This window comes from Isoptericola sp. NPDC019693 (genome assembly GCF_044389085.1).
Lineage (GTDB): Bacteria > Actinomycetota > Actinomycetes > Actinomycetales > Cellulomonadaceae > Isoptericola.
Genome location: NZ_JBIRXP010000002.1, coordinates 210,435 through 236,627, shown reverse-complemented (window position 1 = coordinate 236,627; position 26,193 = coordinate 210,435). Strand labels below are relative to the sequence as shown.

The window sequence follows — 26,193 nt, the reverse complement described above, 5'->3', positions numbered from 1 at the left end:
AGCAGTGCGATCGATGCAATGAGAGCACCTGAAGCGACGAAACCGTGCGTAGCCACCACCGCCGCCTCTTATGGTTGAGCTCATTGGCCCCAGGCTGATCGCGATTGTGGCCCAACGCCGTCGATCTTCCGTACCGAAGGTCCTTCGCCATTTAGGCAGCAACCATGGCCTGGAACATCCGTCGAACTGACCACTAGTCGTGGACCAGATGATCGAGTTGCCGTGATCCTGGATCGATCAGCAACGCCTGAATGACCTCGGTGATGGTCTCACCCATGAGCCCGTAATTCGCGTCGAAGCCACCCCAGAAGGCGCCAGACTCGTCAATGACAAGGGTCATGTGTGAGTACTCGCCAACTGGCGTCACTGCTCGGCCAATACCTTCCGCATACGCCTCGCACCAATCAGGATCTGCATGGAGCGCAGCTTTGTTCCCGTCGATGCGCAGAGCACTTCGACCTTCCTGATACGCGATAACGAGCCCTGAGAACTCGGCGAGGAACACCCTAGCCGTCGGGATCACGAGGTGACCCGCCGCTTTCAACTTCGCGGCCATGCCTTCCACATCAACGTGTCGGTTAGGCGTCCATCCGGAGCGAAGTAGCAAATCCTGCGCGCTCGTCATTGCCCCGGCACCCAGGTTGCGCAGTTACCACATGGCGGGAAGAACTCACCCGTCTTTGTGCGAACCGTGTAGATCTGCAAGCGATCAAGCATCGCAGCCTGCTCTCCAATTTCGGTGATTCCCTCAAGCATCCGCGTACAGGCGGCGGCCTCAGCGCAGTTGTTCACAGCCCACGGTTCCAAAGACGGATCTGGCAAACGGGAGTTCAACGCAGCCGGCGGTGCCAGCTTCTCTCCAGAGAACCCTACCGCGACGCGACCGGTCACTGGATCAACCGCCACCGCGGTAGCCGTCGGAATCCGACGACCACCCGCAGCGACACGTGCGGCCGCGGCCGCCTCTGCCGTCGACTTCGCGGTATTTGCGGCACTAATGACAGCGCTAGTGCCCTTGAAAGTATACTTCCCCACCATGGCCACGTCGCCGACTATCGGGATCGCGGCCCCGCAGGAGAATGCCGCGTTCCCCGCGTCTCCACTGGCCCCGTACCAGGCGCAGTTGACCAGGTCAGGTACGAAGCCCAGCGCGGGGATCAAGCCTAGAGCGTCAAGACCGACGTGACCAGCATCAGCAATGCTGAACTTACTCGATTCCGCGGGTTCCGCGGTCGCGCCCGGAGAACTGCTAGATCCATTCCCTCCAGTGGAACCGGCACTTGTACTGACGCCTGGGTTGGGCGGGCCATACTTGACGGGCGGCAGGGAACCCCAACCGCCACCCTTGGTGGTATGGGCGACCGCTTTTTTGGCATCTTCCGATGAGTCGTTGTTCAACCCGTCATTCGCAACCTCGCGCAGACCACTGGGGTCTGACCAGGTTGTCGGGTTGTTGGAGGAGTAGGCGTACCCGTGCCATTGCTGAGTTTTGGCCAGGTCCATGATCGGGTCAACGCTGACGAATGCGCCGAGGACCGGATCATAGTAGCGAGCACCAACCTGCGTTAGTCCGGAAGTGTCTTGTGGTTTGTCAAGGAACCCGTGGTCGCCAACCCAGGTTGTCTCGGTTCCGCTGGTTTCGTCGTGGGTGCCGGCTGCGCTGGCGCGGTCGGCTCCGAACGGATCTTGGTATCGCCGCAAGACCGTTCCCGAGACATTCCGCACCTGCAGGGCACCCGTGTTCTGCGGATCGGCGATCACTGACCACACGTCGTCGAACCATGATCCCGTCCGTACGGCGACCGTTCGCCCGGCGAAGGTGTAGTACCGCGTCGCGGACACGGTCCCGGCGGCCGAGACAGTGAGTTCCTGTCCCGGCAGGTACACCGTGGTTGTGCCGCCCTGATGACGCACCAGCCGGTCGCCATCGGCGGAGTACAGGTACTCGTCCGACTCGGCGGGCTCGACTGTGCCGTCGGTGTCCTGGTCCGCCGCGACGCTGGCTAGCTCGCCCTCGGCGTCCCAAGTCAGGGTCTGCGGTGCTTCGCCGGCGACGGTGCGGCCGGTCATGTTGCCGGCCGGGTCGTAGGTGAAGGACGAGGTCCCCAGGGTCTGGTCGGTCGTCTTGGCGGTGACCGAGGTGACTGCGTGCGGGCGGGTCGAGGAGTCGCCGGAGGCCGGCCGGGTGTAGGTGCTGGTCAGGTCGCCGCCGGCGGATGTCGGGCGGTGCAGGACGGTGCTGGTGCGGTTACCGATCACGTCGTAGCTGTACGACTTCCAGTACGCCTGCGCGCCACCCAACCCGGCGACTGACGGTGCCGCAGTGCAGTCTCCGTTTGCGGGCGTCCACGCGTCGGTCAGGCGGCGTGTCCAGTCGTAGTCGAAGCACTGCTGATCGGTCGGCTGTCCACCCAGTTCAGGCGTGTCCTTCACCGACAGGACGTTCCCTGCGTCGTCGTAGGAGTACGCCAGGTGCTGCAGCTCGTGCAGCTGGTCGTCGGGGTTTCCGGTCTCCTGGGTCGTCGTCACCCCGGTGAGGCGCCGGGTTCCGGTCTGGTAATACATTGCCTGTTGGTAGGCGTATGTGGTGCCCAGGTCGAGGTAGGACACCTCGCCGGTGGGCAGGTAGTCCGCCTCAGCCACGTAGACGCCGAAGTCCGCACCACCGGACAAGCCGCTGGCCGCGTTGGTGCCCGCAACAGCTGAGTAGTAGACGGTCATCCTCTCTTCCTTCAAACCGCCAGCTGCGGGAATGGACTGGCCACGCAGGCGGCCGTCCTGCGTGTAGATGAACTGACTGGTGTAGGTCCCCGAGACCGCGCCCAGCGATGCGGGCAGCGTCACGGTCTGCGAGGTCGGGAGGTACTGGTCGTTGTACCCGCCGATCGTCGTCGTGTACTCGTCTGTGCTGTCTACACGGGTGCTGGAGGTCAGCTGCCCCTTGGCCTTTGTGTCGTACACCCACCGGGAACGCACCGTCCCGGTGGCGCTGGAGTCGCGCAGGGTGGTCTTCCGGCCCAGTGCGTCGTAGGTGTAGGCGAGGGTCTTGCCCCGCGCGTCGGTGGTGGTGACGACGTTCCCCAGGTCGTCATATGTGCTGGTCGAGTCACCCTTGTCGGGGTCGGAGGCGCCGATCTGGCGCCCGCGCAGGTCGTAGGTGTAGGTCCAGGCGTTGCCCTTGGGGTCGCTGACCGACGTCAGCCGATCGGCGGTGTCGTACCGGTAGGTCGTGACATGGTTGGTGCCGCTTGGCGCCGACCCGGTGTACTGGCGCAGCTCGGTCGTGTTCCCGCGCGCGTCGCTGATCGTGGTTGTCGGCGTCCCGCCGGCTGGGGGGTCGACGTGCACGCGGTCGCCCTCATATGCCGTGCTGGTGGACCACTTGGGCAGGTAGCTGGTGTTGTCGTCGGGCTTCTCACCGCCGCCGACCTGGAATGTCTCCTTGATCGGTCGTCCGGCACCGTCGTACTGGGTGACGGTGCGTGAGTCGACGGCCCCGTTGGCGATGACGAGACTCGCGCCCGCTGCTCCGGTGGTCGCCCATCCGTCCCGCACGACCGTCGCTAGTCCGCGCGCGTCGTACATGGTGTCGGTGATGACCCTGCCCGCGGCTGACGCAGACGCAGACGGGGCCTGGGTCTGGCGGGAACGAAGGAGCCCGTCGTAGATCACCGACGAGCTCACGTACGCCGAGGCGTCCCAATTCTGTGTCTTGGTCACCACAGCGTTAGCACCGCTGCTCGACACCGTGTACGCGTACGTGGTGGTAGCCGTGTGCGTGCCCTGGACTCGGCCCGGTTCCCACACGGCGGTCAGGCGGCCGAGGCCGTCGTAGGTGCCGGTGGTGATCTTGCCGTTGGCGTCGGTGACCTTGGTCGGCACGCTGAGCACGGGGTCCAGGACCGTGGTGGTCACATGTGCGGTCAGGGAGCCTGTACCGTCCGGGTCGGGACTGGTGGTCTTGACCGCAGTCGTCAGACCCTCCGTCGTGGTGTATGCGGTGCTGGTGGTTCCACCCATCGCGTCGACCGAGGTGAGCTGCTGGCCATAGGCGTTGTACGTCGATCTCTCGACGTTCACATACCGCGGTGCCCCGGACACGTAGGTGCCGACCTCCTGACGCAATGTTGCGCGGCCGATCGTAGGTGCGGTGCCGACTGCCGCGCCGTCGTACCCGAACCGTTGGTCAGAAACGACATCGTCGGGCTTGGTCGCGCTGGCGCTGTCGGCGCAGCTGGCCGCGAGGGTCTCGACGCGCTGAACGGTGGTAAGGATGTTCTTGCCGGTGTTGCGGAGGTACGTCGTTGTGGTGCAACGCTCGTCGCCCGACCTGGCCGTGTCGCCTGCGTCAGAGACCTTGATGGGCATGCCGTAGGAGTCGAATTCGGTGGTCACCTTGGTGGTGCGCTGCCCACCGGGCAGGGCGGGCGCTGCGGTGCGGGTCACCATCTCCTGGATACCGATGTGGAACGCCTTGCGGTCCGCGTCTTCAGGATCGGTCGCGGTGACATCTGAGCGCCATGGAGTCGACGTTGTTGACGACACTTCGACGCTGCCGTCGAACGTGATCTCCTCTCGCAGCGACCCAGCGAACTGATCGAGATCGTTGATGCCGTCGACCTGCACCGAACGCGTGCCGCCAGAGCCGTTCTTGTCCCCGTGCAGGCCGCGGAAGTAGCGGTATTGCGAGTGCAGCCGCGGCGCCTCAGCGTTGCCTGTCTCGCCGGTGCGCACGTCCACAGTCGAGTACCCGCGCAGCTGCCCCCAGGTGCGGTACTTCGGGCGCACCAGCGGGTTATCGTCGTAGTGCCACGCAGGCCCACCTGTGTAGGTGTACTGGGTCTCGATGGGGGCGGTGTTCGCTAGGCGCGGGTCCTCAACCACGGACGCGACGCGGTAATGGTGGAAATACTCCAGGGTCGGTCCAGCGTCGCCCCGCGGGGACCAGTAGACCGGCTGGCAGCGCATCGTGTTCGTCTCTGGCGCGGACGGCAGGTTTGAAGGGCTGCACTCGCGCCCCGAATACGCCACCGTGGTGCGGGCGCCGGACTCTGACAGGACCGTGGTCAGCCTGTACCGGTTCATCGCCGGCCCGAGATCGGTGCTGCTGTTGACCCGGTTCTCATACTGGTCGTACCCGAACGTCACCGCCGGCAAAGCCTTGTCGGCCACTGCACCGTTGCGGCCCGTGTGCAGAACCTGTTCCAGGCGCACCGTCGCGTTGGACCCGTCCCCAGGGTCTGGCATGGACTGAGTCAGGTCCCACGTGTCCGCGTTGACATATGCCCCGCCGACACGCACCTGGGTGGTGACGTTCGTCAGTCGCTTGCGGTCGAAGAAGACGGGCGAGGTCACGTTCGCGCACGACGTGCTCGAGGTACAGAGCAGGTCCTGGGGGACGTCCGGCCAGTGCGCCGCGTTCGTCGCGGTCAGCTTGGAGTCCGCGCAGTCGAACGAGCTCGTGGGGAGGCACCGTTCGGCATAGCCAAAGGTGACCTTAGCCGGCGCAGCCGTGGTCAGGTCTCCGGCCCGGGTGCCGTACTCGATCGACGACAGCCATCCGCTACGGGTATAGGCGACCGCGCCGGTGTTGTTGTTGTAGCCATAGTTGTTGTTCTGCTTGGAGTACCGGTAGGTCATCGTGTTTCCTGAGGTGTCTTCGACGTAGTCGAGGTTCCACCGCCAGGTCTGCTTGCACGCGGATGCAGCGAACGTGGCCTGGTAGCACGGTTCGCCGGGATGGTTGCCGTACACCTGCGTCACCCATGACGAGCCGAGGGCCGTGTCAGAGGCGCTGCGCTTGTCCCGGCCGAACCAGTACTTGGTCCCGTCAGTGGTGGTCAGCGTCCAGTACTCGGTGTCGTTGTCGGTGTTCCAGCCGCCAGTGGCGTGGGTGACGATCGAGTTGTTGTCGTTCTTCGGGCGCCACGTTTCCGTGTTGCCGTCACGCACGAGCTCGGTCGAGCTGCCGTTGAAGACCAGGGTTGCGTTGTTCGACTTCCAGCACAGGTCCCCGGAATCGTGGCTCGCGTTGTTGGCGGCCTTCCCGTCGACGGCCGCCTGGTCGTCCGCACACGGGACGTACTTTCGCTCGATGTACCCGGAGAAGCTGCCCTCCCAACCGTCGCCGATCAACGAGGACTGGTTGTTCGTGGTTGCCACCCGCCCGTCCAGCGAGGCGCTGTTGTACGAGAGTGACAGGTCCGGGGACAGGCCGCCTGGGACGGAGGGGGTGCGCATCGGGTACGCCCAAGAGAAGGCCCCGGTCTGTGTGGAGACGTTCCAGCTCGACGACGGCGCGAGCGAGGTCGCACCCCAATCTCCGGTCTTGCCGGCGGTGTCGGCGACGACCGCCACCACCAGGCTTGCTTCGCTGGCCTGCGAGCTGGCCACACTGATGTCGGAGGCCTTCTCGATCCCTGCATCAGCATCGCCGGCCACCGGTGCGGTGGCGGGCAGGGTCACCTTGCCCGAGATCGTCAGCGTCTCGGGGTCATACTGCACGTCGCGTGCCAGGGTGCCCGTCTGACACGAGCCCTGCTGGTCCCGTGTGGCTTTGTCGGTGCTGACGCCCGGCCCCTCGGTGTTGGTTGTGCAACCCGGGAACGTCGTGAGCGTTGCGCGCTGCAGCAGGTCCCCAGCACCAGCCAAGTGCGAAACATCGATCGACACCTCTACCGACCCGCCCGTGCCGGTCTCAGGTACGGGTGCCGCACCCGCATCACTGGTCGCGCTGCCCCGCGTCGCCGCAGACTCCCCCGAACGGGCGCCTGTCCCGGGCTCGCCCGACTCCGGTACGAGCTCGACCACCGGGCCGACCGCTCCGAGGCGATCGGCTGCGCCCCGATCCAGGTGATGCACCTTCACCTGCCCCTGCGCGGCGTCCTTCCCGACTGCGCGCAGGGCGACCGGCAACCCACCGGCCTTCCCCGACACCGCCGCGGACTTGCCGGTAGCGAGCTCCATCACGGTCGTCCCCGGCGCCGGTTCCTCGACGGGCTCAGCCGTGGACGAGGCGTCCACCACTGCATCGGCTGTGTTCTCTGTCGGGCGAGCACCTGTCGACTCGTGTGACGGCGTCAGGTCGACTTCCTGAGACTCAATGCCCAGCGTGTCGCGGTACTTGCGCATCTCGTCGATCGACCACGACTGTCGTTCTTCGACGCTGGGGACTTCGTCCGCCCAGGCCGGGGCCGCTGTCGGCCCCACCAGCGTCAGGACCACCCCTAGTCCGACGATGCGCTTGCCTCGCCGAGACCACCCACCCGCGGACTCGCCCCGTCGTCGAAATGTCAGCACACTCGTGCCCTTCGTATAGACCGGAAACTGGCGCCGATTGCGGGCGACTCCGCCCTGGGCACGTGTCACGAGATCGGAGCTTCGCTGCACAGCCGCGTCATGTCCGCAGCGTCGATCACTTGGCCCTTGTAAACGCGGACCTCGTCAATTGCGCCTTCGAAGGGCCACTTCGGGTTCCCGTTATGGTCGATACCCGAGCCAAGGCGCAGCGGGCCAGCCGCAGTCCATGGCTTCCAGTCCGGGTCGGTGTCAGCGATCTTGACCTGGGTGCTGGCCTGCGGATCTTCTGGCCAAGCGTCCAGGGAGCATGCGAAGACCTGAAGCGTGGAGTTCTTACCGTCTCCAGCCTTGGCACCGTCCTGGAAGCGGTACACGCCGACTACACGCACCCATTGGCCAGCAACGGCCGGGATGACGCTTCGCGCGATGGCATTGTCCGGGCCGTCGTCCTCGGACAGCACGTGCCAGAAGGCCCAGCACGGAGCCACGTCCTCGGTAGGGCAGTCAGCGCTCGCGCTGAGCCCGAGGTGGAAGCTGGAGTACACGTTCCCATCCGCGGTCGTGGCGCCAGGAGTTGGCTCCTGCGACACAGCGGCCGACGAATGGCTCACGTCGTCCGCATTGAGCACGGCCGTCACGGTGAACGACTCTGAGCCGTCCACGGCGGCAGCGGCCGCGCGGGCCACACCGGTACCGGTCGCCGGGAAGTGGAGCGCCCCGTTCGGCACCACGGGATCGCCGTATCCGGGCGAGCGGCTGGGCTCCCACGTCACCCCACCCGACAACGTCAACGGCCCCGTCTTGGCGCCTGCAACGGTGTTGGCGGCACTCGTGAGCCCTCCGTTCTGCCAGCCGGTGTCGTTGAACTGCCAATGTCCGTCCGCGAAGGGGAAACCGACGTAGAACTCGTACCGGGTCACATCGGACACCAGGTTCACGCGGTCCCTGGAGCGCACCAAGACATAGTTCAGGCCGGCGCGAGTGACAGGAATCGTCACGGACGCGGCCCCGTTCGAGGCAGCGACGGGCTTGTAGCTCGTGTTGTTGTACGCGTACTCGAACTTCTCGACGTCAGAGGACCCGTTCGCACCAAAGCTGAGCTTGATCGCTGTGCCCACGGCCCCGGCCACCTGGCGCGACGGATAGTTCGAGCTCGTCACCGTCGGCGGGTTCGGGTACGTCGTGTCAACGCCGAAGTAGCAGGTCGGAGAGTCTCCCCACTCCGTGGTCAACGCCTTGCCCGTGACCGAGTCCGTCGAACTGACCTGAACCTGCCACCGGTAGGCCTTGCTGGACTGCAGGCTCTCGGTGACGGTCCGCTGGCCCGATGTGCTCGCGCTGGCCGCGGTCGTCCACGTCGAGTACCAGATCGCAGCACCGCTCGAGTGTTCCAGGACGCGGAAGCGCAGCCGTACCTGCGAGGTGCCATCCGGCTCTGTGCCGCGGGCACGCAGGATCGGCCGGGCGGTATCCACGATCACCCGAGCGGCATACGAGGTCGGACAAGTCGTCTTGGGGACATCGGCCCCCGTGATGTTTGTGTATGAGCTGGTCGGAGGAAGCGGCGGCCGGTCGAAAATGATACTCAGCTTCGCCGTGCTTGAGTCGTACCGCTTCCACCACGTCATTGAGCTCTCGCTGCCAGCCCGCATGCCCAGCGAAATGTTCGACACGTCGGCGTTAGCTGCAGTCTGCACGCGTGTGGTCACGTCAAACTTGATGTACCTGCGGTTGTCGCAGTCAGCCTTGTGCGAAACTGCCTGGGTGTCCTGAAGGGACCGCCACCCGGGCTGGTCATTCCACGAGACCGTCTCCACCAGCTCGTAGGTGCCATATACGTCGACATCCCGGGCGGAGCAATCCCACGAGTGAGCGCCGTAGACGCTGAACGTCGCGTCCTTGATGTCCGACCCCTTCAGGTCCTCGAGGTACACCCCGTCGGAGCCCTGCCGCAGCAATCGGAAGTGCCAGAACAGTCGGTCGGTGGTGTCTCCCCCGCACTCGGCGGCCCGAGAGACATCACAGAAGCCCACCGCCTGCGACCCGCTCGGCTTCCAATAGGTGCTTGACGCCCACCTTGAGCGCACCGTCGCCCATCGAGCCGGTGCACTCGACCCGATGCTGGGGTCCAGATGCAACGGGTACTCAAGTTCGGGATCGGCCAGCACTTGCGGGTCCGGGGCGACAGTCACTACGTCATCGGCAACGGACACATCCATCAGGTGCACTGCGTCACCCACAACCGGTGCCGCCAGCCGATCCGCGGCCACACCCTCGCCGGCGGGAGCACCGCCAGTCTCCGCGTCCCCACTCGCCGCGCGCGCCATTGCGGTATCGCCGCCCCCAGGACCAACTTTGTCCCAGTTCAAAACATCGGCGGAGGAGTCCCACATCTGTACTGGTCCGGACTCGAAAACCGCCTGACCATCGGCATCCCTGACCTGAAACCCGACCTCAGTAGGCGCCACCCGGAGACCGACCGAGACATCCAAGGGGAAGGACAACCGCAGCGCCGTGGGCGCGACGGCACCGGCGGACAAAAGGTCATTGCGCAGATACTCCAGGGCGGCCTCGTCCTCGACACGCACCACGGGCGTCACCATCGACCCCTCGGCGTTGACCGTGACGACCATCGTCACGCCGCCACCCAAGTCGTACGAGACACGCTCGTCCTCGATCGTCACCGGACCAGTGACCGGGAGCGACTGCGAGTACATCGTGACCCGCTCGCTACTGCCCCCCATGACCGCCAGCGGAAGAGATGCGCCCTCCTCACCACCCGGGTTCAGCCAGATCGGTTCCACCCCACCAGTCACCGCATGCATCCCCGCAGGCACACCATCCACGACATCCGTCGTCGGCACGTCCGAGACCGCGACGTCCACGGCACCCCACTGGCCGTCACCGTCAGAGTCCTGACGCACCGCCGTCGCCGTGTAGTCGACCTGGAGGTCTCCCGACGCGGTGACGTAGGAGGTCGACCACTCCGTCAACTCGGCCGCAACCAGCGTTTCCTGATCGCACGCAACGGAGACCTCCGCGGCCTCGTCGACCGTCTCCGCCTCGGACACACAGTCCACCTGCGCACCTGCAAGGCCCCCGGCACTCTCCACAGGGTCTGCCGACGCCGGCACTAGATTTGAGACCAAGACCAGCGACAACGCCAGCCCGCAGCCAAGCGTCCGTACCCGCACCGCACTGCGCGTCACGCCAACCTCGATTCGTTTGCCAAAACAACTGGCAGAAATCTCCACGGAACCTGGAACCTCGGCAAGCGCTCTCACGATTCGTTATCAAAACGTCACCTAGAAGCGGTTTGGTTCGTAGCCCTAAAGTGCTAAAAGCGCAATAATCGGCGCGGGTGAAATCTTGCGAGCCGCGACTGACAGCGCGGCTCGCATGGTCCCTTGAGCAGTCGAAGGCGCGGTGTCCCCGTCATCGCGCACCCCAGCGGAGAAGCCCCCGTAGGCTGGAGGACATGGCCCGCATCGACTACATCGATGACCCCAACGCTCCCGCGATCAACGCCGTGGTGCCCTCAGTTGTCGCGATCGTCCAGGACGACCTGGGACGCGTACTGATGATCCACAAGACCGACAACGACAGGTGGGCCCTCCCCGGTGGCGGTCACGAGCTGGGCGAGAGCATCGCCGACACCGTGATCCGCGAGGTCAAGGAAGAGACGGGCTACGACGTCGAGGTCGAAGCGATCACCGGGACCTACACCAACCCGAAACACGTCATGCAGTACGACGACGGTGAGGTACGCCAGCAGTTCTCGATCGCGTTCCGCGCGCGACTCACTGGTGGTGAGCGACAGACGAGCTCCGAGAGCGATGAGGTCGAGTGGCTCACGCCTGAGCAGATCGCGGACCTGGACCTGCACCCGTCGATGCGGCTACGACTTGAGCACGCTCTCAGCAGGTCCAGCGGGCCATTCATCGGCTAGCCCGAGTCGCTCGCGCGCGCGCCTGGCGGACACAAGGAGAGAGTCCCGCGAGCGGGCGACTGCGCGATGAACCGGACTAAATGTCGGATACCTGCTCAGGATCTCCGCGACCCTGGTCTCTGGGTCGGTCGCGGTCCCGTCCGGTGCGGTGACGAGGTCCAACAGGGTGAGCACGTCGAGCTCGTCCAGATCTGGCACAGGCAGCTCCGCGAGACGCCCACTCAGCCCGCGCTCGACTGCCTCATAGTCGGCACCCGTGTGGTGGGCGACGAGGGCCACGATCTCCGCTGGAACGCCCTCGGTCATGAGAAAGGTCGCTCCATCGAGCGGGTGCAAACCTGTCGTCGAGAGCTCCTCGGCGTATCCCAGGTCATGCAACCAAGCCGCCGCAACCACGTCAGGCGAGACCGTGCCGGCTGCCGCGAGGCCCTCAGCAAGTCGCCCTACAGCCTGGACGTGGTCCCAGCGACGGCCGAGAACCGACAGATACTCGGACGCCAGTTTCGGCGCTACCTCTGCGCTCCACATGGTCCCATCGTGCCCCTGCCCGGCCACATCGCCTAGTTCGTCCCCGACAGTCAGTTTCGAGGTCCGATCAGCGCCAATGGGTGCCGGAGCGCGCCGCAGATCGCCGCTTGGTGGCCGAACTGTGGGCCATCCGACGCCGCTTCCTGAAGGCGGAGGCAACCACGACGAATATGGCGAGAAGTAGCACAACGAGGACGCCAACACCGACGACGTCCGCCTGGTCGAGCCGGCCGACCACCGGCAGATCAGCGACCTCACCTGACTGGATCTCGCCCCATACCTGCTCGAACCAGGGCCGCAGCTTCGCGGTCCACAGCTGCCTGATTGCGACGAGGCTCACGAGGGCGAGGACCCAGTAGAAGACCTGCTGAATCTCACCTTCACCTTGACGGTCGTTGCTCACGGCTCCCCCCTAGACGTAGGCGAACAGACGATGCAGCGGGATCGTCCGGACCTTGTCCTGCAGCTCCGGGTAGTAGCCCACCTGGTGGAGCCACCAGTGGGACTGCGGGACGGCGCGGACGCAGAAGTCGCCGTCGACGTCGAGCGGCTCGGAGACGCCGACGAACCAGAACCACTCCCCCTCCGCGTTGCGGGAGCGCAGTGTCCGCCCAGTGAGGGCGCCGGCCTCCCTGGCGCCGATCGGCTTGAGCACCGGAGGCTGCTTCAGGTCGGCACGCACGCGGTCCAACCACGACGGCGCCTCCGTCGTGGGCTCGTCAGTCACCGAGCGCCCCGACCTCTCCGCAGGCAGCGCATCCCGGTAGAGCCACGCGTGCTCGATCGGCCACCACTGCATCACCGGGTTTCGGCTCGGCGCGACCCGCCAGGTCCAGTAGTGCATCGGCGCACAGACGGCCAGCGCCTCGTGCAGCTCGCCGTCGTCGGGGAACTCGACGCTCGACCGTTCCGTTCGCAGCAGGATCTGGCCGTCGATGAAGTAGCGGCCCGGGATACCGATCGTCAGTTCGGACCCGACATCGAGGTCACGCACGAACGCAGCCGGGATCGGGTGGCGGGACGGTGGAGGCACCGTCTGCCACGTCATGTCCTCGAACGCGAAGAACTCGGCGTCCATCATGACCAGGCTCGCAGGTTGACTCCGTGCTGGCGCATGAAGGACTCCGGGTCGACGGGCTCTCCGTCGACGTGCACCTCGAAGTGGTAGTGCGCGCCCGTGCCGACACCACTGTCGCCGGACAGGGCGATGGTCTGCCCTCCCTGGACCTCCTCACCCGGCTTCACGAGCGCCTCGGACAGGTGCAGGTGGCGCGTCGTCACGCCACCGGCGTGCTCGATGGCCACGTTCAGCCCTCCGCCCGAGCTCCATCCCACCGACTCGACCACCCCCGTCGTTGGCGAGGCGATCGGCGTCCCGACGACGGCGTGAAAGTCGGTGCCGGCATGCAGCCGCGCCTCGTGGTAGATCGGGTGGAATCGCGTGCCGAACGGCGAGGTGACCTTCGAGTGGATCGGCGCTGTCCACTCCCCTGTCGGGATGAGCTGACCCGACGCCGCTGCGACCGGGCTCTTGGCCGACGCCAGCTCGAATTCGCTCGAGCAGAAGCTGTCGATGTCGACGCCGCTCGCACGGTAGTCGGCAGCCGACACGACGGCTTGCTGGCTGTCGCTCGTCTGGTCGCCCTCCGAGGATGCCGTGGCGATCGGTGCCGTCGAGGCCGCGTCGCCCGCGAGGGCGTCGACGATCACGATGGCGCGCTCTTCGTGCTTGGCATACGCGCTCGGGAAAGCAGAACGCTGAACGCTCTGCGCGGCGACGGTAATCGGCAGGTCGGCCCAGCCCGACACTTCGAGGAGTCCACCGGGCGATGCTCTCCCCGACTTGGCGTCGAAGTGCGGCGACGTCCGGCCACCGAAGAAGGCGAGGGCAGCAAACTTCGGGTCGCGAACTTGCTTCTCGCGCCCCCACCCCTGCGACGGACGCTGCTGGAACAGGCCGAGGGAGTCGCGATCGCCGTAGTCGACGTTCTCGAGCCCAGACTCCTGTAGCGCGGTAGCGATCGCGACGATCATGCCTCGCCGTCCGACGCCGGCCGCAGCACCGGCCGCGATGATCACCTGGGCGCTGGCAATCTTGGCGTCGTCGCCGGGGCCGAAGCCGGGGACCGAACCACCCGCAGGGATGCTCGGGGCCCGGTCGAGCGGCGGCGGCTGGTACGCAGCCTGATCGACGGCGTACCCCAGCTCGGTGCAGGCGTTCGCTGCTTCGGTGACCTGTCCGTTGCTCGAGACCAGGCTCACCGCGGTCACCGCCAGGAAGGTTGCGACGCCGACAAGGGCGAGACCAGCCGCGACGAGCTTGCCCCAGTTGCGGGCCAGCCAGCCGATCGCCTGGGTCTTGGCCCACAGGACGAGCGCGGCGATGGCGGCTTCCATCGGGTCCTCACCATCCTCAGCTCACGGGCTCGACACGGGAGACGAGCCAGGTCGCGTCGTCCGGGCTGGGGACGACGCGAACGCGGACCCAGTCGCCCGTCGTCGGGACGTCGAAGACTGCCTCCTCGGCGTTGATCGCGACCTGGCGAGGTTCCCCACGCACGGTGACTTCGGGCGTACTCGCCGGGTCGGTCATGCTCAGAGCGGTGGACCAGAGGTCCGACGTCGCGAGTGGGCGGACGTTACTGGCCCACGTGTCGCTGTCGAGGTTTGGCCGGGCCCAGGCGGCCACGAAAGCGGCGGCAACGTCGGCAGCGGCTGCGGCGGGATCATCGGCGGCCGGGTCGGCACTCAGGTCGTCAGACGCTCCGACAGACGCCGCATCGCCCGTCGCCATGCTCGAGCTCGAGGTCTCGTCAGGGGTAGGGGCCGAGGAGAGTAAGCCGTCGACGGACTCGGGCGAGGCCGACTGAACGACGGCGGCGGATGACGCGCCTTCCTCGTCGTTGATCTCCCCGGCGAAGAACACGGCCACCAGAGCGATCACCACGACCCCGACGAATCGCAGGGGCGAGTAGAGGGGCCAGCGGACGATCGGAGCAAGCATCTCCCACATCAGCGGTACTCCTCCCGCTCGTCGTTCGCGTCCGCCGTGGTCGGTGGACGCCAGATCTCGAAGACGGCATTGCCTTCTGAGTCGTAGGTCGTGCCCGCCTCGACGACGCCGGCCGGCAGGGTGGTCGAGCCGCCGATGACCTCACCGCGCGGGGCGTTCTTGTCGACCGGCCCGGACAGGTCGACGTCGGCATCGTCTGGACGGGTTGGCGAAGACTTGCGCCACTCGGCGACCGGATTCTCGCGAACGGAACCGATGATTGACGTTCCCGCCGCCGTGGTCTGCGTGTCGACGGCACCCAGCTCAGGCGCGGACGCTTCATGTGATCCCGACGCGGAGTTGCTCGCCGCAGTCCCGGCGATGGCAGCAGCGCTGGCACCCGCTGCCAGTTCCCCGCGGGTGCGACGAGACAGTGTTCGGCGATCGGCCGGCCGAGCCCCAGGGATCTCGTTCGTCCGATCTCGATGCCGACCTCGATTCGTCACGCCCGGTGCCTCAGGCAGCTCCCGCCCCGAGGCGGACTGCCGACCGGGGCCGAGCTCCCGCGGCGGTCCGTTCCCGGCGGGCAGCGCCCTGGTGCTCCCAACTGCTACCGGAGCGCTCTTGGCGTAGCCATGGCGGTAGACGCTGGGCTCGCGCCCATGCTTCTTCTCGTCGGTCTGCTCGCCGTCGCTCTTCTTCGAGTCCTCGACACCGCCCCGGACCGCCTGACGGGTGACGAACGCGTTGAGCAGCGTCCCCATCCCCGACCGAGCCATGCGCCGTGCTGCCCTAGAGCCCGGAACTGCGCGCCCAGGACGCAGCAGCTTGAACAGGATGAACGGCACTGCGGCCACGATGACGAGCTTGAGGCCGAACGCCAGGTCGGAGTCGAGTACGGCTGTGGCTAGCAGGAGGTTCGCCAGAGCCGCGACGAAGAACGCCGGCCCGAGGATGATGAGTCGGCCCACCTGCTTGAGCACCCCGATCACCCAGTCCTGGGTGACGTACAGCAGCCCAAGAACGCCGAACGCAGGCGCGAGCGGGACGAACACGCGCGTGGCCACGTATGCGACGACGATGAAGACCGCGGCGACCGCCAGGAAGGGCATCATCACGGCGACCCTGAGCACGACCGTTCCGGCGGCGTCCCACCGGCCGTTGTTCCCCGTGAGCTGCTGATAGGCGCCGGAGTCCTCGCGCTCGACGGCGGCAGCGGTCTTGACCCACAGCTCCTTCTTGGCATCGACGATCGCCTGGCCGGCGTCGGGGTCGTTCTTCACCGTCTCGGCCTCGCTCCAAGTCAGGTGCGAGGCTCGGAACAGGTTCGGCCCGTGCTCGCGAGCAACCGCGCTGTCGTTGGATCCGAGCGTGCCTTCGAGCCAGGCGTCGTAGAACAGGTCGCGGTTGATCGTGTCGAACATGTCGTCCAGCGCGGCCTGAGCCTCGTTCGGGCTCTCCTTGCCTTCGTTCCCCGGGACCGGCGGGCCGTAGGTCTCGTTCGCCACACCCACTCCGCGAGCCGACGTCGTGATCGTCTGCTGCACCAGCTCGTCGACGGCCCGTGCCGACGACACCGGATAGCTCATGACGTAGGTCGCCCCAACGAGGACCAGCAGCGCCCAACCGACGGTCGTGACCGTCGAGGACACGTCGGCGCGCATCGCCGTGACCAGGACTCCCACCGTGACGAGGATGAGGATCACCGTGACCCACGGGTCCCAGAACCCGCCCTTGACCGCGGAGGTCGCACTCGTCAGGACGTCGTCGAGCGGTGCCAAGAAGTCGGGCGTCACCACCAGGCTGAACAGGTTGTGCGTGAACGCCGAGACAGACGCGCTGCTGGACAGAAGGAAGTTCGCCATGCCTGTCTGCGCGTTCGGGAGCACGTCCGAGCCGGGGACGCAGCCGTTGTCGTAGTTCGCCCAGCGGTACGAGTAGCCGTAGACGTCCGCCAGCTTGACGTCCTGATTGGTGAACGGGTCGGCGTTGCTCGCCGTGGCCGGCTTGCCGTAGAGCTTGCCCGGTAGCCCGGCCAACGGCGACGCCGGCTCGGGAGCAGACGCGCACGCCTTCGCTGCGACCCCACCCGCGGCCGAGACCACCGTCGTCCCCCCGGGTGCGGCGGCAGCACCCAACGCTGGCCCAGCGCCCAGAAGGCCGAGGGCGAGCAGGGCGACGACGACGGCCCGGCGGATCATGCTGCGCCTTCCTCGGCGCTCCCCTGGTCGACGAGCTCGAGGGCTCGGCGCTTGGTCGGGTCCGCGGTGGTGTTCAGCGCCGCGGTGAGCCGTTCATGGTTGGAGTAGTCGACGCGGATCTTCTCGACGCCGCCCTTGCCGTCCTCCCCGCCCATGCCGTCACGGAAGATGAACTCGCGTGGAGCGCCCGTCGTCTCCGAGCGACGTGACCGCCGCGAGAGCTTCGAGAACTCCGCCTCGTAGCCGACGCCCGTGGGCAGGCCAAGCAGCCGGCAGTTGTGCTCCTGCGCCTCCTCGTCTGTCGTCTTGCCCACGAAGGCGGCGCCGACGAAGTTGTTGATGTTCTGGCCGATGACGTTCGCCGCGTTCTGGGTCGAGACCAGGGCCGCGATGTCGTGCTTGCGCGTGTCGGTGGCGACCTTCTGCACGAGGGTCCGGCCCGTCGAGACCGCGGTGATCTCGTGGACCTCGTCGAGGAACATGCCCTTGCGCTCGTGGAAGTCGGCCCGGTAGACCGACCGCAGCGCGGACCACGCAGCCAGCGACATCACGGGTCGGCTCATCAGCTCGTCGTACGACCACTCACCTTTGGGCTTGTTCTCGTCGATCTGCGCGAGGCCCTTGAGGCTGAAGAACGTCATGCGGCGGCTGCTCAGCGCGTCCCCGTGGTTGCCGCCTGACGGCGAAGCGAAGAACAGGCGCGAGATCTCCCGCTCAGACGCCTCCCGCAGCCTGCGCTGGATCCGCGCCGCTAGCTCGCCGTCGTCGTGGTGTTGGAGTGCCATGAGGACGCCGTGCGCGGTGGAGTACGGCAATGCCTCCGCGCGTGCCACGGCGTCACGCAGGATCGACATGGCTGCCTTGTCGTCCTGGTCCTCGGCGGGAAGGCACCAACGCAGCGTGTCGGTCACCAGGTCGCGCCGCTGCGCCTTGGCGGCGGACTTCGCCAGGGCGAGCGCCTGCTCCGGGTCCGGCTCGTCGCGGAACCACGCCTCCTGCGGCTCCGGAACGAGCGCATAGGGATTCAGCGCTCCAGGCTCGGACTCCAACAGATTGATCGCCGTCGCGACGACCCGGAACTCGGGAAGCTCCGCGAGGGATCCGAGCCGGCCGGAGGGATCGAGGACGGTCCAGGGCACACCTTGAGCACCGGTCTTGTAGACGATGCCCCCGGCGAAGAAGCTCTTGCCCGCGCCCAGCCCGCCTACGATCGGCACCAGGCCGGAGCCCTCGACGACCTCGGGCCCGTACCAGGGATCCCAGGTAACCGGCCGCTCCGCGAAGCCGCTCGTGTAGCCGATGAGGACGCCACGCTTGTCGCCGACTTCCGCCGTGGCGGCGGGGACGCCTGCCGCGAGCTTGAGGATCGGCAGGTGCCTGGTGTGTCCGCTGTTGGCGAGCGGCTCCATCGGCACGAACTCGCGCGCGAGGCGGAACTGGTCGAGCTCGCGCTCGATCTTGATCGCCGGCTTGTAGACCTTCTGCACCACCTTGGCCCGCGCCAGCGCCTCTTCCTGGGTCGGCGCGGCGACGGCGATCCGATACCAGCCACGGGTCCGGGTCGCCAGGCCATCGAAGCCGGAGCGCTGTTCGTCCTCGACAGCGGAGGCCCGTTCGGACTGCCTGGCGAGCTGGCGCGGAGGCTGCTTGCCGTGGTCCTCGAGGTAGTGGTCACGCTGCGCGAGGACGCGGTCGGAGAGCTTGTTCATCTCCTTCGACGTCTCGTCCGGCGAGCGCACGTCGACACGGAAGGACCACTCCACCGGGAAGGGCAGCTTGTCAGTCTTGGCGATCCACGGCTCGTCGACCTCGGGGATGTGCAGCTCCCCCATGCGTCCGACGGTCAGGACGACGACGCACCGCGTGATCGGCTGCTCCCCCATCGTGGTGTCGATGCGCACTGACTGCGCCAAGGGCTCAGCGCTCCAGAACGTCGAGCCCGTGAACTCGTGGAGGTCTTCCTTCGACCAGTGCGTCTCCTCGATGGTGTCCTGGTTCGGAGCCGGGCAACCAAGCGCGAACGACCGAGCCAGCAACCACGCCATGTCGTTGCCGACCGCGGGGATCGCGTCGACGCCGGCGCCCGCCATGATCTCGTCGACCTCGTCCAGGCGATGCTGCACCGCCGCGAGCTCTCGGCGGGCGATGTCGGGCAGGACTCGCGCGGTCAGGTCGACGGCCGACGACCGAGAACCGAGGTCGACCCCGAAGTACACGAGCTTGTCCGACTGCATCCGGGACGCGAGCTGCTGCTGGTCGCGCACGAGGATGGCTTCGAAGCCCTCGCTCGGGCTCGGCGAGTTCTGCCATGCAGCCTGTGCCCAGGTCTGGACCGGGTAGGGGCGGGTAGTGATACGGCAGTAGACCGTGCGCCCGACCAGCTCGGCGATCTGCGACGCGTGCGCCTCGATCAGCGCCTCGCCGTCCGCCACGGTGCGGAAGCTCCACCGCTGCGGGTCGAGCAGGTACCAGGCGACCATGCGCTTGTCCGAGAACGTGACGTTGTTGGCCACCCGCGACAGGGCCCACTTCATGGCGCTGATCATCTTCGGCGTATCCGGGTACCGGCCCCGGCCCTTCGCCGGCTTGGTCGGGCGGGCGGTCTCGACGTGCTCCTCGACCGGGTCGTAGGTGATCGCGACGTCGTCGTCTTCGTCGTCGTCAGGCTTGCGGCGACCAAGAAGAGACCTGAGGTTGAGCTGCATCATTCCCCCTCGCGCCCAGCCGCGCGGGCGGCGGCATGCCGGTTCGCGTACGACCGCCACCGCCGTCGTCCCGTCATCAGCCGGTGGTCAGCGCCGATGGACGTTGCTCGACGGCGGAATGCTGCGGGCTGGCGGCCCCGCTGCCCCCGCACCGGCATGCGGGTGGCGGTGAGCTCGTGCCAGAACGTGGCGACCAGCACGCCGATCGGTCGTTCGTGCGTCGTCCTGTCGACGATCCACTGCGACAGCCGCAAGGCAACGAGGACGGTCAGCGCGACGGACAGGAGTGTGAACCCGATGCCGGTCTTGAGCAAGAAGGCCAGCCCGAGCAGGACCATCACCGGTGTGACTGCGATCATCCGATAGCGCAGGCGACCGATGTAGTACCCCGGCGGGCCAAGGTACGTCTGGTCGACGTCGTAGATCTCGTCGTCGTCCGGGAGTCGCATGATCAGGCCGTCTGGAAGAGCCCGAGGAGCCACTGCCCGACCTCGTCGAACGAGCCGGTCACGACCATCGCCAGGAACGCCACTCCGACGAGGGTCACGCCGACCTTGGTCACGGCCTTCGAGATGTTGCCGGCGTTGCCGGCCCACAGGACGCCGATCGCGATGACGATCAGGATGAGCGGAACCACGTTGTCCTGGATCCACTGAGCGATGCCGCCGGTACCAAACATGATGGAGTCTCCTTCGATGCTGGATCGTGCAACGCATTACACGCTACACGCACGGGCCGACAGTTGCTAGGAAGCGGTTCGGAGATTCGTCGCGAGGGTGTTGTCAGGGAGCCAGCTCGTGGTCGATGGCCACGAGCGGTTCGGCGCAGAGCCGATCTAGGGTCGTCCCGCGGGGCTGTCGACCGCGCTTCGCACGCGCTGCGATGCGCACCCCGGCGCCTCCAGTGTTAGCCGCGGGCGACGGAGCGCAGTGGCGACGCGCCGGAGGTGATGTGCTCGAAGGTGAACTCTTGGTTACGCGTCGTGCTGCTCGAGGTAGGCGCGAGCCTTCTCCGCGTTGTCGAAGTTCGCGCGGGCAGTGCGGTCAATGTAGGCGACCATGCTCTTCGAGAGCCCGACGTCGGCAGCCACGGCCCCGAGCGAGGCGCCTGGCGTCGCGAGCATGGCCAGCACCTCGGCGTCGCGGACGGCCCGAGCTTCGCGCTCGAGCTCGGCGGCCTCCTTCTGGCGAGCGATCGCCTTGCGAGCAAGGTCCCGGTGAAGGCCGTACGGTGTGCGACTTTCAGCGACCATGGCTCGACCATACCCCCGAACGTGCAACACGCTGCACAGCCCCAACTATCCATATCCCCGATCAACATTTCACCCACCGGCGTGCATCACCGCACCTGCACAAGGTGCCATGCTGAGACCGCATTAACCCCGAGGGGCGGGATCGCTGTGGCGCTCCGAAATCGGAGTGAGTCCGACCCGACACGCTCAACACATCAGCGCAACAAGAAGCCCCGAACCTTAATATCGTAAGGAATCCGATCACCATGCCAACTGAGCTCCCTGAGCAATCCGGACCCTCCTCTTCGGTAGCGGAATTCATCCGACGAGCCGACGCCGCAGGGATCGGCTATAAGCGCGACGGTGATGAGATCGAAATCTTGGGCGACGGACTTCTGGTGGAATTTCCTCGAGGCCGCGAAACCCGCGAGCTTTACCTAGGCACCGAACAAGTCAATGCTCTTCTTGCCACCAACTTTGAGGAAATCAGATTCCTCGGCGACTATGCCGCGATCGCGAGCCCAGAGAACCAGACGATAGAGGCATTCGTCACCTCGCAGCAATTTCCCATCTCGACACTTTCCAGGCGTATCCGCGGCCTTCCGCGGAATAGCAATCAGTCCTCAGCCGCGGATCAGTTTGACTCTGCCGAGGAGCCCCTTCAGGACGCATCGATTCGCGTCGAGGAGGGGGAAAATTGGCTCGAATTGTCAGCACCGAGTCCAACCATGCGGGCCTTATTCCCATATAGACGCTTCACCCTTAAGCTCCCGGCGAATGCTGCCATGAACTCAGCAGAGTCGATCGCGACTCTCGAATCTCTCTCAGGCGCATTCTTCTTCGATCTCGACGTCCGCTACGGTGTCGCGCTCCAACTCCAGCGTCTACGCACGCGGCGCCTCGTGGCAGAGGAACGAAGGCACCCGGCGCCTCCAGAGTATCCGCAAAATGTTTATCCACAGGAGGCCCTTGAACTTTATCGCTACGGGCGGAGCGCGCGCGGGCTCCCTCTTCTCGAATTTCTCGCATACTACCAGGCGATGGAGTTCTTCTTCCCGTACTTCTCGGAACAGGCCACCATCGCCTCGATAAAGACCGAGCTAATGGACCCGGGATTCAACCGACTTGACGACGCATACCTACGGCGCCTGATATCTCTAGCGAGGCCGTCCAGCCGAGGCGGCCCGTCTGAGCGGGGACAACTTCGAGCAACAATTGAGGGATGCATTGACGGTGAACTTCTCACGAATTTTATTAGTTCCAGCCAGGAGGTCAGAGACCACTTCTGTGCAAACAAGCAGCACATCCCGGGACTGAGCAAGATCCAGATGGGGTCCGACCAGGACCTGCGCCACCAGATCGCCGACCGCATTTATGCGTTGCGATGCCGAATCGTACACACCAAGTCAGACGGTGGTGAGTCACGGGCTGAGCCCGAGCTACTCCTCCCCTCGAGCGATGAGGTGCAGTGGCTAAATCCCGAGATCGAGCTTGCTAAGTTGGTGGCCCAACGTGTCATCGTCGCGCGCAGTGCCCGCGCGCTTCGTCCCTAATGTGTTGCGATCAGGTGCGGGCCCGGTACACACCGGCTCGGCTGGGTTGAACGTGCCGCCAATTACTGGCGCTGCGCACGCACGCGGCGCTAGCGTTGCCGCATGGCGAAGGTCCGCAGCGTTGGCCTTCGGCGCGATACGCCTTGCCTGAGCGACCGTCCACGCTGGTGTCGGGCGCGCAGTCTACGACGACAGCCTCATTCATCACCACGAGCAGATTGCAGGTTCCCTTGATCGCCCGATGCCCCCGTGAGCGCGACGCAGATGACCACCGTTAGCCCGGCCCAGGATTACTGGTGGGCCGGAAATCCCGATGAGCGGTACTGGATGGAGATTCGCCGGAGGGCCGGTATCGGGATTGACCTCTGGTCGCCCGACCGGAACGAGAATGGCGGAGTGGATCCCTGGTACGAGCTGCTCGCGAGCGTCCGCGCCGGCGAGGTCGTGTATCACTACAGCGCTCGGGAGCAGCGAATCGTGGGCCGCAGCGTCGCAGCACGCGATGCCGAGCATCGCGCCCACGACCACTCGTACAGGGTCGCGCTGAAGAACTTCGAGCCCATCGACGGCGCGGTGAATCTTGACGCGTTCCGATCTCACGCCGATGAGCTGTACGACCTCCGCGACAAGTTCCGTCAGTCATACAGCGGGCCTCTCTACTTGCCCTTCCAGTTCACAACGGACCGTACGCAGTTCCGGCCCATGTCAAACTACTTCACGAAGCTGCCCCAGGCTTTCCTTCAAGTCCTCTTTCCTGAATCCAATGGCGGCTCCGAGACGACGCCAATCGGTCAGGGCGAGGAGCCACTCGATGAAGCGCCAACCCAAACCCCTCCGGGCGTCGCGTTCCTTGACCCGTTTAAGCCCAAGGCCGACACGGACTACGTCGTTGAGATCGCGAAAGCGAAGCGAACTTCAACACGACGCCACGAAACGCTCGTTAACAACTTCGCTTCTTGGCTCATTCGGCATGGATTCGAACCTGGGAAAAACGCCGCGATCGACCTCGGGCTGCTCGATCCGCCCGTGATCTTCGAGGCAAAGACAGTCGGCAATTCCTGGGCCGATGCGATCCGTCAAGCCGTCAGCCAGCTCTACGAATATCGATACTTCAAGGTTGGCATGCCAGAGGCGGAACTGATCTTTCTTAGCGAAAAGCCCTTACCCGCCGAATGGTTGATGTACCTCGAAAAGGACCGGTCCATCGGCGCCGTCTGGCCGGTCGGCGCGGCTTGGCACTTTAGTCCACGAGCCTCAGCGGCACTTGGCAACCCGTAGCCGCACCAACGACGAGTCACCCCGACAAATGACGCCGGCGCGTGAACCATCAAGCGGAACATGCGCAATGTGTCATGCCTTGACGCGGGACCTGCTTGACACATCTGTCTCAGGACATGCTTGACTGCCCTGGCTTGGCGACTGATGCTTCGACCCAGCGTGGCGCTAGCCGATGCACCTCATCGAAAGGGAGGCGCGTGATGCCCTGGCGACCCGACAGGAGCGCGTTCGATCGCGATCCCAGTCTCGACATCTTCCGAGGCAGCGTGGCCCAGGTCTTCGATGACTCGACGACCGGGTTCGTCGTCTTCCGAGTCGAGCCGAGGTGGACCCGGACCGGCGGGTTCCTCTGGTGGACCAGATGGGCGCGCGGCGTGGAGCATGTTGAGTTCATCGAGACTCTCTGGCTGAACGCTGCCGACGCACCCGACCCTGACAAGGTGGTCAGCGAGGCTGGGTGGGCCGAATCGCCTTCCGGGTGGCTTGATGAACTGAGGAACGGTTCGTACGGCTTCTACGAGAACTCTGGTGACGCGGAGCACCCCGAGCAGGAGCGGATGCTGCGGGTTCGGTGGCTCGTGGGGGCCGAACGCGCGAAGGCAATGGACGAGTGGGGCGTTGGGGCGGCCTGACTCTCGAACGTCACCAGCTCGTCCGATGCGACGCAGGCCCGATCCGCAGCCAGGCGTCAAGCATGTCCTGAGACAGATGCGTCAGGCAGGTCCCGAGACAGGACACAGGCGTCCAGCACGCCGCGTGAGAACTTTCCTTACTGACTCAAGCGCGCGGCTCCGCCGCGCGGGTCGGCCTACCGGGCGGGGCCCCGCGCTCCGCTCGCAGGCTCGCTCCGCGCACCCCACCCGTCCGGCCCCCCCCCACATGACAAAGGCGACCTCGAGGTGCTCCCGAGGCCAACTCACCATCCGGCACCGCACCGACCGCCGAGCATCCGGCTGCCTCCGGCCCGCGTCAAGGGCGCCTTCGGCGTCGCACGCGATGACCTGCGGCCACCCCTGACCCGGACCTCCGTCAGCCTCCCGTGCTCCGCTATCGGTTCAGCGCCTTCCAGTGTCCCCACCTGCACGAGTCGTCGCGCTGGGGGCGCTACTGGGGGCTTACTGCCGCGACTACCGGCGGACTCCGGCGAACGACAACCCACAGAACCACAGCGAACCGAGGGCGACGCGTGGTGTCGGATTGCCTTCGGGACGAAGAGGTCGCAGGTTCAAATCCTGTCACCCCGACCAGCCGAGAGGCCCTCTGAACAGCGGAAACGCTGATCAGAGGGCCTCTCGCTCTGTCCGGGAGCTCGCGCCGGGCCGCGGTCGCCGCATGGCCGCCCCGACCACCGCGCACAGCGCTCCGGGAGCGAAGACGAGGCCGATCGAGAACCCTCCGAGGACGACGTAGACCACGAGGCAGACCGCCGAGAGCACCGACAGCACCGTCCACGCCCGGCCACGAACGAGCATCGGCAGCACGGCGAGTGGGATCGGCGCGGCGACCCACGCGACGTACGACCAGGCCCGGGCGGCGAGCAGCGACGTCGGAGGGTCGCAGGTGCTCCACTCCGAGAGCTCGCCAGAGGGCGAGACGGATCCGCCCCCGGAGCACGCGGACTGGGCCTCGTAGATCGGTGCGGTGAGCAGGTAGGTCGAGCCCACCACGACCAGCCCGAGCGCGACGACCTGCCAGGCCCGCTTCGTGTTCCACCACCCGGCTCGGCCCATGGTCCCCTCGCCCCTCCGTCGGCGACATGGCCAACAAACCATACACACGTATGACTGGCAACAGGTCTACCCTGGCGACCGTGACCCACGACCGCGCCGAGGCCACCCGCAGGCGCCTGCTCGACGCCACCGTCGCCGCCCTGCGCGCCCACGGGACCGCCGGGCTGACCTCGCGGGAGATCACCCGCGCCGCCGGGGTGAACCTGCAGGCCATCACCTACCACTTCGGGTCCAAGGACGAGCTGGTCGCGCAGGCCCTGACCGGCCTCGTGACCGAGCGGATCGCGCCCGTCCGCGCGGCCCTCGACACCGACGGCGACCCGGCGGAGCGCCTGTTCGCCGCGCTCCGCACCATCGGCGGCACGTTCGTCGTCGCCCGCGACGACCTGGCCGCCTACGCGAGCGCGGTGGCGGCGGCATCGTCGAACCCGACTCTGGCGGCCGCCCTGCGCGACCTGCACGCCGAGCTCGTGGACTACCTCGCCACCCTCATGGCGCAGATGCAGGCCGACGGCTACATCCAGTCCTGGGTCCGGCCGCGCGCCATGGCCGAGGTGCTGATCTCGATCGGCGACGGCGTCGCCATGCAGGCCCACTACGGCGAGCCCGACGTCGACGGCGTGCTCGACCAGGTCGCGCTGCTCCTCCTCGCGGCGCGCGACCAGCGGTCGCGGGTCTGGCCGGCGGCCGCGCGGGCGCTCCTCAAGCAGGCACGGAAGGGATGACG

Annotated in this window: 19 protein-coding genes; 5 read left to right on the top strand and 14 right to left on the bottom strand. The window is 66.3% G+C overall.

Features of this window, described 5'->3' with window-relative positions; translation table 11 throughout:
• Positions 1-193: 193 nt before the first annotated feature.
• From ACH436_RS06485 to ACH436_RS06475, 3 genes are all read right to left on the bottom strand, one after another.
• Positions 194-625: an SUKH-3 domain-containing protein gene (locus tag ACH436_RS06485; protein ID WP_430559379.1), complete on the bottom strand. Its 432-nt coding sequence runs from the start codon at positions 623-625 to the stop codon at positions 194-196.
• On the bottom strand, positions 622-7,224 hold the full coding sequence (locus ACH436_RS06480; protein WP_430559378.1) for an RHS repeat-associated core domain-containing protein: 6,603 nt from the start codon (positions 7,222-7,224) through the stop codon (positions 622-624). Before ACH436_RS06480 ends, ACH436_RS06485 begins: the two co-directional genes overlap by 4 nt.
• A gap of 140 nt (positions 7,225-7,364) precedes the next feature.
• Positions 7,365-10,553, bottom strand: a complete 3,189-nt coding sequence (locus tag ACH436_RS06475) for a DNRLRE domain-containing protein (RefSeq protein ID WP_430559377.1) — start codon at positions 10,551-10,553, stop codon at positions 7,365-7,367.
• A gap of 224 nt (positions 10,554-10,777) precedes the next feature.
• On the opposite strand from ACH436_RS06475, the gene ACH436_RS06470 reads away from it, so the two are divergent.
• Positions 10,778-11,248, top strand: a complete 471-nt coding sequence (locus ACH436_RS06470) for an NUDIX hydrolase (protein ID WP_430559376.1) — start codon at positions 10,778-10,780, stop codon at positions 11,246-11,248.
• On the opposite strand, the gene ACH436_RS06465 is transcribed toward ACH436_RS06470, so the two are convergent.
• The 10 genes from ACH436_RS06465 to ACH436_RS06420 all read right to left on the bottom strand — a co-directional run bounded on the left by ACH436_RS06465 (position 11,198) and on the right by ACH436_RS06420 (position 20,926).
• Complete coding sequence (locus tag ACH436_RS06465) at positions 11,198-11,776, bottom strand: HD domain-containing protein (protein WP_430559375.1); 579 nt, start codon at positions 11,774-11,776, stop codon at positions 11,198-11,200. The genes ACH436_RS06470 and ACH436_RS06465 overlap by 51 nt on opposite strands.
• Before the next feature lie 67 nt (positions 11,777-11,843).
• A complete protein-coding gene (locus ACH436_RS06460) occupies positions 11,844-12,179 on the bottom strand; it encodes a hypothetical protein (RefSeq protein WP_430559374.1) in 336 nt (111 codons plus the stop codon).
• A 9-nt stretch (positions 12,180-12,188) separates the two neighbouring features.
• Positions 12,189-12,854 (bottom strand): hypothetical protein, encoded by a 666-nt coding sequence (locus tag ACH436_RS06455; protein ID WP_430559373.1) that lies wholly within the window; start codon positions 12,852-12,854, stop codon positions 12,189-12,191.
• Positions 12,854-14,173, bottom strand: a complete 1,320-nt coding sequence (locus ACH436_RS06450; RefSeq protein WP_430559372.1) for a M23 family metallopeptidase — start codon at positions 14,171-14,173, stop codon at positions 12,854-12,856. Before ACH436_RS06450 ends, ACH436_RS06455 begins: the two co-directional genes overlap by 1 nt.
• A gap of 16 nt (positions 14,174-14,189) precedes the next feature.
• Entirely contained in the window at positions 14,190-14,789 is a 600-nt protein-coding gene (locus tag ACH436_RS06445) for a hypothetical protein (protein WP_430559371.1), read from the bottom strand.
• Positions 14,789-16,969 carry a hypothetical protein gene (locus tag ACH436_RS06440; RefSeq protein WP_430559370.1) on the bottom strand — a complete coding sequence of 727 codons (2,181 nt, stop codon included), beginning with the start codon at positions 16,967-16,969 and terminating at the stop codon, positions 14,789-14,791. The genes ACH436_RS06445 and ACH436_RS06440 overlap by 1 nt, the downstream gene beginning before the upstream one ends.
• Complete coding sequence (locus ACH436_RS06435; protein ID WP_430559369.1) at positions 16,966-19,674, bottom strand: ATP-binding protein; 2,709 nt, start codon at positions 19,672-19,674, stop codon at positions 16,966-16,968. Before ACH436_RS06435 ends, ACH436_RS06440 begins: the two co-directional genes overlap by 4 nt.
• Positions 19,674-20,123: a hypothetical protein gene (locus tag ACH436_RS06430; protein ID WP_430559368.1), complete on the bottom strand. Its 450-nt coding sequence runs from the start codon at positions 20,121-20,123 to the stop codon at positions 19,674-19,676. Before ACH436_RS06430 ends, ACH436_RS06435 begins: the two co-directional genes overlap by 1 nt.
• 2 nt (positions 20,124-20,125) lie before the next feature.
• The gene (locus ACH436_RS06425) at positions 20,126-20,353 is read right to left on the bottom strand and encodes a hypothetical protein (protein WP_430559367.1); all 228 of its coding nucleotides are present in this window, start codon (positions 20,351-20,353) and stop codon (positions 20,126-20,128) included.
• A 294-nt stretch (positions 20,354-20,647) separates the two neighbouring features.
• On the bottom strand, positions 20,648-20,926 hold the full coding sequence (locus ACH436_RS06420) for a hypothetical protein (protein ID WP_430559366.1): 279 nt from the start codon (positions 20,924-20,926) through the stop codon (positions 20,648-20,650).
• A 245-nt stretch (positions 20,927-21,171) separates the two neighbouring features.
• Here ACH436_RS06420 and ACH436_RS06415 point away from each other — a divergent pair, with 245 nt between their 5' ends.
• From ACH436_RS06415 to ACH436_RS06405, 3 genes are all read left to right on the top strand, one after another.
• On the top strand, positions 21,172-22,458 hold the full coding sequence (locus ACH436_RS06415) for a hypothetical protein (protein WP_430559365.1): 1,287 nt from the start codon (positions 21,172-21,174) through the stop codon (positions 22,456-22,458).
• A 249-nt stretch (positions 22,459-22,707) separates the two neighbouring features.
• Entirely contained in the window at positions 22,708-23,736 is a 1,029-nt protein-coding gene (locus tag ACH436_RS06410) for a hypothetical protein (RefSeq protein ID WP_430559364.1), read from the top strand.
• A 266-nt stretch (positions 23,737-24,002) separates the two neighbouring features.
• Complete coding sequence (locus ACH436_RS06405; protein ID WP_430559363.1) at positions 24,003-24,368, top strand: hypothetical protein; 366 nt, start codon at positions 24,003-24,005, stop codon at positions 24,366-24,368.
• 648 nt (positions 24,369-25,016) lie between these two features.
• On the opposite strand, the gene ACH436_RS06400 is transcribed toward ACH436_RS06405, so the two are convergent.
• A complete protein-coding gene (locus ACH436_RS06400; protein ID WP_430559362.1) occupies positions 25,017-25,466 on the bottom strand; it encodes a hypothetical protein in 450 nt (149 codons plus the stop codon).
• 80 nt (positions 25,467-25,546) lie between these two features.
• Here ACH436_RS06400 and ACH436_RS06395 point away from each other — a divergent pair, with 80 nt between their 5' ends.
• Positions 25,547-26,191 (top strand): TetR/AcrR family transcriptional regulator, encoded by a 645-nt coding sequence (locus ACH436_RS06395; protein ID WP_430559361.1) that lies wholly within the window; start codon positions 25,547-25,549, stop codon positions 26,189-26,191.
• Positions 26,192-26,193 lie beyond the last annotated feature (2 nt).

Bases quoted from the DNA above. Each gene is read 5' to 3' on its own strand.
- ACH436_RS06420 (WP_430559366.1), bottom strand. From the start codon at position 20,926: ATGGTCGCTGAAAGTCGCACACCGTACGGCCTTCACCGGGACCTTGCT.
- ACH436_RS06415 (WP_430559365.1), top strand. From the start codon at position 21,172: ATGCCAACTGAGCTCCCTGAGCAATCCGGACCCTCCTCTTCGGTAGCG.
- ACH436_RS06465 (WP_430559375.1), bottom strand. From the start codon at position 11,776: ATGTGGAGCGCAGAGGTAGCGCCGAAACTGGCGTCCGAGTATCTGTCG.
- ACH436_RS06450 (WP_430559372.1), bottom strand. From the start codon at position 14,173: ATGGAAGCCGCCATCGCCGCGCTCGTCCTGTGGGCCAAGACCCAGGCG.
- ACH436_RS06440 (WP_430559370.1), bottom strand. From the start codon at position 16,969: ATGATCCGCCGGGCCGTCGTCGTCGCCCTGCTCGCCCTCGGCCTTCTG.
- ACH436_RS06445 (WP_430559371.1), bottom strand. From the start codon at position 14,789: ATGTGGGAGATGCTTGCTCCGATCGTCCGCTGGCCCCTCTACTCGCCC.
- ACH436_RS06455 (WP_430559373.1), bottom strand. From the start codon at position 12,854: ATGGACGCCGAGTTCTTCGCGTTCGAGGACATGACGTGGCAGACGGTG.
- ACH436_RS06400 (WP_430559362.1), bottom strand. From the start codon at position 25,466: ATGGGCCGAGCCGGGTGGTGGAACACGAAGCGGGCCTGGCAGGTCGTC.
- ACH436_RS06470 (WP_430559376.1), top strand. From the start codon at position 10,778: ATGGCCCGCATCGACTACATCGATGACCCCAACGCTCCCGCGATCAAC.
- ACH436_RS06435 (WP_430559369.1), bottom strand. From the start codon at position 19,674: ATGCAGCTCAACCTCAGGTCTCTTCTTGGTCGCCGCAAGCCTGACGAC.
- ACH436_RS06485 (WP_430559379.1), bottom strand. From the start codon at position 625: ATGACGAGCGCGCAGGATTTGCTACTTCGCTCCGGATGGACGCCTAAC.
- ACH436_RS06430 (WP_430559368.1), bottom strand. From the start codon at position 20,123: ATGCGACTCCCGGACGACGACGAGATCTACGACGTCGACCAGACGTAC.
- ACH436_RS06425 (WP_430559367.1), bottom strand. From the start codon at position 20,353: ATGTTTGGTACCGGCGGCATCGCTCAGTGGATCCAGGACAACGTGGTT.